This window comes from Thermophilibacter gallinarum, from assembly GCF_014982725.1.
Taxonomy (GTDB): Bacteria; Actinomycetota; Coriobacteriia; order Coriobacteriales; family Atopobiaceae; genus Thermophilibacter; species Thermophilibacter gallinarum.
This window is the reverse complement of sequence record NZ_JADCJZ010000003.1, coordinates 370512-379661: the sequence shown is the minus strand read 5'-3', so window position 1 is coordinate 379661 and position 9150 is coordinate 370512. Positions and strand designations below refer to the sequence as shown.

Genomic DNA, 9150 nt, shown 5'->3' with positions numbered 1-9150 from the left:
TTCGAGGAGTTCGCGATCGTCTGCCACCTGGCGGCCGCCCCCGAGGCCCTGAAGACCTCGGCCATCGCCGAGTACCAGGGCGCCCTTCGCCCCACCATGACGCACCGCACCAACCACCTCGAGGAGCCCGGCCTCATCGAGCGCTCCGAGGGCGAGAAGGACCGTCGCAACGTCGTGTGCTCCGCGTCGGACCTTGGCCGCTCCCGGATCCTCGAGCTCGCCGAGCTCACCCGCGCCCAGATTCCCACCGGTCGCGCCCTCTCCCGCACCTCCGCGGAGCGCATCCTCAAGTACGTCGACGCCATGGGCTCGTTCTTCTGCAAGGCCGGCGACCTCGTCCTTCTCGGCCTCTACGCCTCCGACGAGGAGCCGCTCACGATCATGCAGCTCGTCGACGCCCTCGGGCTGCTCCAGCCCACGGTGTCCATGTCCGTCGCCTCCCTCGCCGCCCGCGGGCTGGTCACGCGCGACCACGAGGCGTCCGGCTCCCACACCACGAGCGTCTCCCTCACCCGCGAGGGCCGCGCCGCCGCCGCCGACGTCACCGCGCGCATCGAGGAGATCGTCGTCCGTCGCAAGGCCCGCAAGTCCGCCGAGGCCGAGTGATTTCGTCCCAATCGCGCCCTGTGCCCCGGTCACCGCAGGCGGCCGGGGCCTTTTTCTTTAAAACATTGCATCGGTCGTGCTATAATCTGCCCGGCTTCCGAGGGCTTGGTGCCCGGATGCCCGTCCCCCAGAGCACAGTGCTCATAGCGCAGCAAAGCTCCCGTCCCTTGAGCCGGTCGATCGGCGTCGGGCCGTCGTGAGCGAAGCAAACGAGAGGTAGACAACATATGACGGATGACGTGACCCCCGCCGCTTCCGAGGCCGTCGAGGCGGATGCCGCCAAGCCGAGGCGCAGGCGCCGCACGAAGGCCGAGATGGAGGCCGCCCGCGCGGCCGAGGCAGCCGCCGCCGAGGAGGCGGCTCCCGCCAAGCGCCGTCGCGGACGTCCCCGCAAGTCCGACCAGGCCGAGCCCGACCAGGCTCCCGTCGCGGCCCCCGTCGAGGGGCCCGCCGAGACGTCGGGCGACGAGCCCGCCCCCGCCAAGCGCCGCCGCGGCCGCCCCCGCAAGTCCGACAAGGCCCCCACTGCCGCATCGGACGAGATGACGCAGGTGACGGATGCCGCCACCGTCGCGAGCTCCGAGCCGGCCCCGATGCCCGCCCAGACGCTCGCCGAGGCCGACGCCCCGACTGCCCAGGGGGAGGAGCAGCGCCCCGGGAGGCGCCGCCGCCGCGGCAACGGCCAGGGCGCGCCCGCCGCGCCCGCGCCCAAGGCGCAGGGCGGCCAGGGTCGCCGCAACGGCCAGGGCCGTCGTCGCAACCGCCACCAGCAGGACCTCTCCGCAGAGCCCTCCCTCACCCGCGAGGAGCTCGCCGAGATGAAGGTCGCCGAGCTCCGCGCCAAGGCGGCCGAGCTCTCCGTCGACTACGCCGGCATGCGCAAGCCCGAGCTCGTCGAGGCGGTCTTCGAGGCCGCGGCGCGCGCCGAGGGCTTCCGTCCCATCGAGGGCGTGCTCGAGGTCGGCAACGAGGGCTATGGCTGGATCCGCACCGGCAACTACATGGAGGGCGATGACGACGCCTTCGTTCACCAGCAGATCATTCGCTCGCTCGGCCTGCGCGCCGGCGACCTGGTGTCCGGCACGGTGGGCCCCGGCCGGGCGAACGGGAAATATCCCCCGCTGCAGCGCGTGATCACGGTCAACGGCCAGGCCCCCGAGGGCCTCAAGGCCCGCCCGCGCTTCCGCGACCTCACGCCCGTCTATCCCAACGAGCGCCTGGTCATGGAGTGCGGCAAGGAGTCGGTGACCGGTCGTGCCATCGACCTGGTCTCGCCCATCGGCAAGGGACAGCGCGGCCTCATCGTGTCCCCGCCCAAGGCGGGCAAGACCACCGTCCTTAAGAAGATCTGCCAGTCCATCGCCACCAACAACCCCGAGGTGCACCTCTTCTGCCTGCTCGTGGACGAGCGTCCCGAGGAGGTCACGGACATGGAGCGCTCCATTCGCGGGGAGGTCGTCGCATCCACGTTCGACATGCCCGCGGACAACCACACGCGCGTCGCCGAGCTCGTGATCGAGCGCGCCAAGCGCCTCGTGGAGCTGGGAGAGGACGTCGTGGTGGTGCTCGACTCCATCACGCGCCTGGCCCGTGCCTACAACCTCGCGGCCCCCGCCTCCGGCCGCATCCTCTCCGGCGGCGTGGACTCCGCTGCGCTGTACCCGCCCAAGAAGTTCCTCGGCGCCGCCCGCAACATCGAGAACGGCGGCTCGCTCACGATCATCGCCTCTGCGCTCGTGGACACGGGCTCCAAGATGGACGAGGTGATCTTCGAGGAGTTCAAGGGCACGGGCAACATGGAGCTCAAGCTCGACCGCGAGCTCGCCGACAAGCGCATCTTCCCGGCCATCGACCCGGTTTCCTCCGGCACGCGCAACGAGGACCTGCTCATCGAGCCCGACTACCAGCCGCTCGTGTGGGGCATCCGTCGCGTGCTCGCCAACATGAACAACGTCGAGCGAGCCGCCCGCGCGCTCGTGAACGGCCTCAAGAGCACCGACAACAACCGCGAGTTCCTCATCAAGAGCGCCAAGAAGGCGCAGCAGTCCGACTACATCGCGTAGCCGTCGCTGTCAGGCACGTCCGACCGGGCCGGCTCCCTCGGGGGCCGGCCCGGCTCATGTCTCCTGGTCCGGCGCCCTTCTCGCCATGCGTCCCGGAATCGCCGGGCTTCTCGCCTGGCGAGAAGGGCACGTCCCGGAATCGGCGACCTTCTCCCTCTGCGACGGGGACGCGTCCCGGAATTGGCGGGATTCGCGTGCCCTGAGTGCTGGATGTCCGGGAATCTGCGAGGTTCTCAGGCTGGGAGGGCACCCGCACGGAGAAATTCGCCGTTTCTGGGACGGGCGACCCAACCGATGCGCGAAGAGCGCCGTTTCTGGGACGCACCCCGTTGGCGACCGGTGCCGGAAAAATATCGCCCCCCAGCGTCAACTTCGGCGGAAAGTCGCTTGCCCGACGACGGGGGTAACAGGTATATTCGTCACAGTCCGAGCAATCGGTCCATATGTCACGGTACTCGAAGATGAAACGCAGCCCAAGCCGTTGACGCCGTCCGCCCCCGGAGGGGTGGACTCATGGTTTGAAGCTCGTTTTCTCTTCGCACGCTGAAGGGAGCGAGACACATGGGGCAGAGGAGAAACCCCGCCGTTGTCGCCGGCCTGATCGGTGCGGCGCCGCTTGCCATGCCTGGCGTGGCCCAGGCCCTCTCGCTCTCCGAGCTTATCGACGGCACGTTCGTCACGCCGACGACGGCCTTCGCCGCCGGCGCCGCCGGGGGCATGGCGCTCACGGGCGTCGTGGCCATCGCGGCCGCGCTCGTCGTCCGTGCCCGTGCGCACGCCGAGGACGACGTGCCCGTGATTGCGCGGCACATGCGCGCACCCGAGGCCCAGGAGAAGGCCCCCGCGCCCGCGGCCACGCCGCACCGACCCGGTCACGAGGCCGCAAGCTACGAGCAGATCGCCGAGAACTACGTGAGGCGCGCGTCGTTCCGCGCGAAGATGGCGCGGCGCGCCGAGGGCGTCGCTGCGACGCTGCGCGAGCGGATGGGCGCGAGCATGATGGAGGGCGTGCCGGTCATAGCCCGTGCCGACGGTTCCGTGGGGGACGTCGGGACGAGCTGGTGGCGCAGTGCCGTCGGCGAGGACGCCATCATCCACGACTCCGGCTTCGCCGAGGACCACGACGAGATGGCGATCCCGTCGGACTTCTCGGCAAGCGACCGCGACCGTCTCGTCGCCTCCGCCAGGGACGCGGCTGCGAGCATCTCGAGCCGCGTTGCCTACGTCGACGAGGGCGCCTATCCCGAGCGCCGCACGCTCGAGGACCTGAACGCGGACGACGCCTGGGCGAGCGCCCTGAGGTCCCTCGACGAGAAGATCGCCACCGTCGCGCCCCCGCAGGACCCGATCGGCTTCATAGACGGCGTCGGCGGCGTCGACTCGCTGGACGAGCCCGACAACCTCGAGCTCGACACCTCGTTCATCCCCTTCAGGGCTCCGAGCGGGCACCCCGAGGTCGTGGACACCGAAACCTACGTGGACTACCTGATCGAGGACGAGTTCTCCAAGAACTCCTCCACGGCCGTCCGTCGCAGCCCGCGTCGCTTCCTGCGCATACTGGAGGGGGGCACCCAGCCCAACTCCCGCCACCTGGCGGACACTGCGCCCTCTCGCGGCGGCCGCGGCGGCAAGCACTTCTCGATGCCCCAGGCGGCAGAGGCGTGACGCAACCCACTACGCACGACTCGGCGCGACGGCCCACCTACCTTCGGTGGGTCGTCGCGTTCGCGTGCTGGCTGGTCGTGATATGGGGTCATTCGCTGGTCCAGGGACCCCAGTCGGCCATGGAGAGCGACCTCGTGGCCTCCGTCCTGCGCCCGCTCTTCGAGGCGGCGGGCGTCGCCGACCCCGCGACGATGTCCCTCGTGGTGCGCAAGGGCGCCCACTTCCTCGAGTACGCCGTCCTGGGTGTGCTCGGCCGCGGGATGCTCCACGCGCGCCGCCTCGAGCGGGGGAGCTCCCCGTTTCCCGCCGCGCTAATGGTGCCGCTTGTCGCCGTGGTGGACGAGTGCCTGCAGCTCTTCGTGCCGGGACGCTCGGGAATGCCCTCCGACGTGCTCATCGACCTGGGCGGACTGGTGGCGGGCGCACTCGTCGGGTGCCTGGTCTCCGCGGCCCTCGACCGTCGTCGCGCGTGAGGCAAACGTTTCCATTCCCTGCTCAAAGGGCTACAGCTTCGTTAACAAATTCTCCACAGGAGCCAGGCCGACCTCCCGACGGGATAGATTGGTTCGCGTAACCTCCCCGCACGATACGCAAGGGGAGCAACGGGAGGAGAGAGACATGTTTGAGAACGTTTCCAGGCGCCAGTTCGTGACGGGTACCGCTGCCACGCTCATGGGCCTCGGCCTTGTCGGCTGCGGCGGCAACGGTGGCGGCGAGTCCGCCGAGGGCGGGGACGCCTCCGGTGCCATCAAGGTCGGCATCATGGGCCCGCACACGGGCGACAACTCGTCCTATGGTCTCGCATGCCTCAACGGCGCCCAGCTCTACTTCAAGCAGCTCAACGCCGACGGCGGCGTCAACGGCAAGCAGGTCGAGCCCGTCGTCTACGACGAGAAGGGCGACGCCACCGAGGCCGTCAACGCCTACAACCGCCTCGTCCAGGAGGACGGCGTGACCGGCATCGTCGGCGACGTTACCACCGGCCCGACCATCGCCGTGGCCAAGGCATCCGTCGCCGACAACATGCCCTGCGTGACCCCGTCCGCTACCGCGGCCGACGTCGTCACCTACGGCTCCAACTACTTCCGCGCCTGCGTGACCGACCCCGAGCAGGGCCGCGTCATGGCCAACTTCGCGGTCGAGCGGGGCTACAAGAGCGTCGCGACGCTCTACCTCAACGGCTCCGACTACTCCGAGGGCGTCAACGCCGCCTTCTGCGAGGAGGCCGAGGCCGCCGGCATCACCATCACCGCGCAGGAGTCCTACGCCGAGGGCGACGTCGACTTCAACTCCCAGCTCACCAACATCATCGGCACCAACCCCGACGCCATCCTCGTCCCCAACTACTACCAGGACGACGGTATGATCGTCACCCAGGCGCGCGCCCAGGGCTACGACAAGGTCTTCCTCGGCGTCGACGGCTGGTCGGGCATCTACGGCGGGTCCGAGAACTACGCCGACGCCGCCGACCTCCACGACTGCTACTACTGCTGCGCGTTCAGCTCCTCCAACGAGTCCGAGATCGCGACCAAGTTCGTCTCCGACTACGAGGCCGAGTACGGCGAGACGCCGACCAACTTCTGCGCGCTCGGCTATGACGCCGCCATGGTCCTCGCGAACGGCCTCGCCGCCGCCGAGGAGGCCGGCCTCGAGCCCGGCTCCGAGGACTACAAGCAGGCCGTGATCGACGGCATCGCTGACGGCACCGTCGAGGGCGTCACCGGCTCCATCGCCTACGAGGGCTCCGGCGACCCCGTCAAGTCCTCGCTGATCATCACCTTCGCCGAGGACGGTGCCGAGGAGACCTTCGAGGTCCTCGAGGCGTAGGCCCCGTCCTTCTCGTCCCACTCGGGGCAAGGCCTCGCGCCTTGCCCCGTTTTGCTAGACGCGGTCTCTCCCGCGCAGACCCGAGAGGAGCTCTTCCTTGTTCATCACGCAGGTGCTCAACGGCCTGCAGCTCGGCAGCATCTACGCGCTGGTCGCCCTGGGCTACACGATGGTGTACGGCATCATCCTGCTGCTCAACTTCGCCCACGGTGACATCATCATGGTCGGCGCGTACGTGTCGTGGCTGGTAATGGCCCAGCTGGGGCTTCCCCCCGTGCTCGCGATCGCGCTGTCGGTCGCGGCGTGCACGCTCGTGGGCGTGCTCATCGACAAGGTGGCCTACGCGCCGCTCAGAAACGCGCCGAGGCTCTCGATCCTCATCACCGCCATCGGCGTGTCGTACTTCCTCGAGAACGGTGCGCAGCTCGTCTTCGGTGCTGACGCCAAGGTCGTCCCCGCCTACACCGACCTCACGACCGTCCAGATCGCCGGCCTCACGCTCTCGTTCCCGTCGGTCCTGACGGTCCTCGTGACCATCGCCGCCACGGTCGCGCTCACGCTCGTCGTGCAGAAGACCAAGCTCGGCAAGGCCATGCGCGCAGTCTCGGAGGACATGGGCGCCGCCCGCCTCATGGGCATCAACGTCAACTCCACGATCTCGTTCACCTTCGCCGTTGGCTCGGCGCTCGCCGGCATCGGCGCGGTCCTGTACGCGATGGCCTACACGCAGGCGAACCCGACCATGGGCATGATGCTCGGCACCAAGGCGTTCGTCGCCGCGGTCCTCGGCGGCATCGGGTCGATCCCGGGCGCCGTCGTGGGCGGCCTGCTCGTCGGCTTCGCCGAGGTCTTCGTGACCGCGATCGGCCTGTCCGTCTGGAAGGACGCCGTGGTCTTTCTCCTGCTCATCATCGTCCTCGTGGTGCGCCCGACCGGCATCTTCGGCCGCACGATGAGCGAGAAGGTCTAGGGGGTGTGAGCATGGAGGAAGAGGTCATGTCTGAGAAGCGCCCGATCATCTCCACGGGCGGCCGCGGCCCGGCCGCCGGCGGGGCGCGACGCACGCTCCCGATGCCCGCGCGCTACGCGATCAACGCGATCGTGGTGCTCGTCCTTCTCGTCCTGGGCGAGCTCATGATCGACGGCGGCGCCATCAACCGCTACCAGTCCACGGTCCTCGAGCAGGTGGGCATCTACATCATCCTCGCCGTGTCGCTCAACATCGCGACCGGCTACCTGGGGCAGCTGCCGCTCGGTCACGCCGGCTTCATGTCGATGGGCGCCTACGGCTGCTCGATCTTCATCATCCGCGTGAGCGAGTTCCTGGGTGTCGGCGCGCGCGACTTCGTGACCGGCACGCCGATGGCGCTGCTCCTCGTGATCTCCGGCCTGGTCGTCGGCGGCCTGTGCGCCGCGATTGCCGGCGTCATCATCGGTATCCCTGCGCTTCGCCTCAAGGGCGACTACCTCGCCATCATCACGCTGGCCTTCGCCGAGATTATCCGCGTCGTGATGCTCAACATCGACGACGTGCTCGGCTTCGAGCTCACGGGCGGCGCGGCCGGCCTCACCGGCATCCCGGGCTTCTCGAGCTTCCTGCTCGTGTTCGGCTGCGTCGCGGTGGTGTGCTTCCTCATCCACACGATGATGAAGTCCCGCCACGGCCGTGCCATCCTGGCCATCCGCGACAACGAGATCGCGGCCGAGGCCACGGGCGTCAACACCACCTACTACAAGACGCTCGCCTTCGTCGTGTCCGCGTTCTTCGCCGGCGTGGCAGGCGGCCTCTACGCGGGCTGCGTCGGCGTCCTGCAGCCGGCGGTCTTCGGCTTCATGAAGTCGATCGAGATCCTGGTCATGGTGGTCCTCGGCGGCATGGGCTCCATGCTCGGCTCCGCCATCTCCGCCACGGTCCTCACGATTCTGCCCGAGGCGCTGCGCGCGTTCTCCGAGTACCGCATGATCGCCTACGCCGTGGTGCTGATTATCGTCATGATCTTCCGCCCCCAGGGTCTTCTTGGCTCTTACGACTTCTCGCTCTCCCGCATCGTCGAGCGCATCATGAACCGCGACTTCCCGTGGAAGAAGGGCGACGCGCCCGCGGACGCCGCGGAGGGGAAGGAGGTGAGCGCCGATGCCGAGCGATAAGAAGCGGCACCGTCCCGTCCTCGTCCAGGTCGAGACGCCGAACCTTATCCCGGAGCGCGACCTCGGCTCCATCCCGGTGCTGCAGGCAGAGCACCTGGGCATCGACTTCGGCGGCCTCACCGCCGTGGACGACTTCAACATCGCCATGGGCCGCACGGAGATCTCCGGCCTGATCGGCCCCAACGGCGCCGGCAAGACCACGATCTTCAACCTGCTCACGAGCGTCTACAAGCCCACGCGTGGCACGGTGCTCGTGGACGGCTACGACACGGCCGGCAAGTCCGTCGCCGAGGTCAACCGCATGGGCGTCGCGCGCACGTTCCAGAACATCCGCCTGTTCAACAAGATGACGGTGGAGGAGAACGTGCTCGTGGGCTTTGGCAACACCATGAAGACCCACCTGGTCACCGACATGCTGCGCCTGCCGGGCCACTGGAAGCAGGAGGCCGAGTTCCACGACAGGGCGCTTGAGCTGCTCGACATCTTCGACATGCGCAAGTACGCCGACACGCAGGCGGGCAACCTGCCGTACGGCGCGCAGCGCCGCCTGGAGATCCTGCGCGCGCTGGCGACCGGTCCCAAGGTGCTGCTGCTCGACGAGCCCGCCGCCGGCATGAACCCGGCGGAGACCGAGGAGCTGATGGAGAACATCCAGAAGATCCGCGACGAGTTCCAGATCGCCATCCTGCTCATCGAGCACGACATGTCGCTCGTCATGGGCGTGTGCGAGGTCGTGGGCGTGCTGGACTACGGCAAGATCATCGCCAAGGGCACGCCCGAGCAGATCCAGAACGACCCGCGCGTCATCGAGGCGTATCTCGGCAAGCAGGAGGTGAAGTAG

8 protein-coding genes are annotated in these 9150 nt (G+C 68.6%); all 8 read left to right on the top strand.

Annotated elements, in window-relative coordinates:
* A partial coding sequence (locus tag INF26_RS08430) for a MarR family transcriptional regulator (protein WP_193530488.1) occupies positions 1-606 on the top strand: 606 nt, incomplete at its 5' end.
* 227 nt (positions 607-833) lie between these two features.
* A complete protein-coding gene (gene rho / locus INF26_RS08425; protein WP_193530487.1) occupies positions 834-2669 on the top strand; it encodes a transcription termination factor Rho in 1836 nt (611 codons plus the stop codon).
* Positions 2670-3230: 561 nt separating this feature from the next.
* Entirely contained in the window at positions 3231-4334 is a 1104-nt protein-coding gene (locus tag INF26_RS08420) for a hypothetical protein (protein ID WP_193530486.1), read from the top strand.
* Entirely contained in the window at positions 4331-4807 is a 477-nt protein-coding gene (locus tag INF26_RS08415; protein ID WP_193530485.1) for a VanZ family protein, read from the top strand. The genes INF26_RS08420 and INF26_RS08415 overlap by 4 nt, the downstream gene beginning before the upstream one ends.
* A gap of 145 nt (positions 4808-4952) precedes the next feature.
* The gene (locus INF26_RS08410) at positions 4953-6161 is read left to right on the top strand and encodes an ABC transporter substrate-binding protein (RefSeq protein ID WP_193530484.1); all 1209 of its coding nucleotides are present in this window, start codon (positions 4953-4955) and stop codon (positions 6159-6161) included.
* A gap of 97 nt (positions 6162-6258) precedes the next feature.
* Positions 6259-7131 carry a branched-chain amino acid ABC transporter permease gene (locus tag INF26_RS08405; protein ID WP_193530483.1) on the top strand — a complete coding sequence of 291 codons (873 nt, stop codon included), beginning with the start codon at positions 6259-6261 and terminating at the stop codon, positions 7129-7131.
* A 26-nt stretch (positions 7132-7157) separates the two neighbouring features.
* Entirely contained in the window at positions 7158-8309 is a 1152-nt protein-coding gene (locus tag INF26_RS08400; RefSeq protein ID WP_226371970.1) for a branched-chain amino acid ABC transporter permease, read from the top strand.
* Positions 8296-9150 (top strand): ABC transporter ATP-binding protein, encoded by an 855-nt coding sequence (locus INF26_RS08395; protein WP_193530481.1) that lies wholly within the window; start codon positions 8296-8298, stop codon positions 9148-9150. The genes INF26_RS08400 and INF26_RS08395 overlap by 14 nt, the downstream gene beginning before the upstream one ends.

Bases quoted from the DNA above. Each gene is read 5' to 3' on its own strand.
- rho (WP_193530487.1), top strand. From the start codon at position 834: ATGACGGATGACGTGACCCCCGCCGCTTCCGAGGCCGTCGAGGCGGAT.
- INF26_RS08420 (WP_193530486.1), top strand. From the start codon at position 3,231: ATGGGGCAGAGGAGAAACCCCGCCGTTGTCGCCGGCCTGATCGGTGCG.
- INF26_RS08410 (WP_193530484.1), top strand. From the start codon at position 4,953: ATGTTTGAGAACGTTTCCAGGCGCCAGTTCGTGACGGGTACCGCTGCC.
- INF26_RS08400 (WP_226371970.1), top strand. From the start codon at position 7,158: ATGTCTGAGAAGCGCCCGATCATCTCCACGGGCGGCCGCGGCCCGGCC.
- INF26_RS08395 (WP_193530481.1), top strand. From the start codon at position 8,296: ATGCCGAGCGATAAGAAGCGGCACCGTCCCGTCCTCGTCCAGGTCGAG.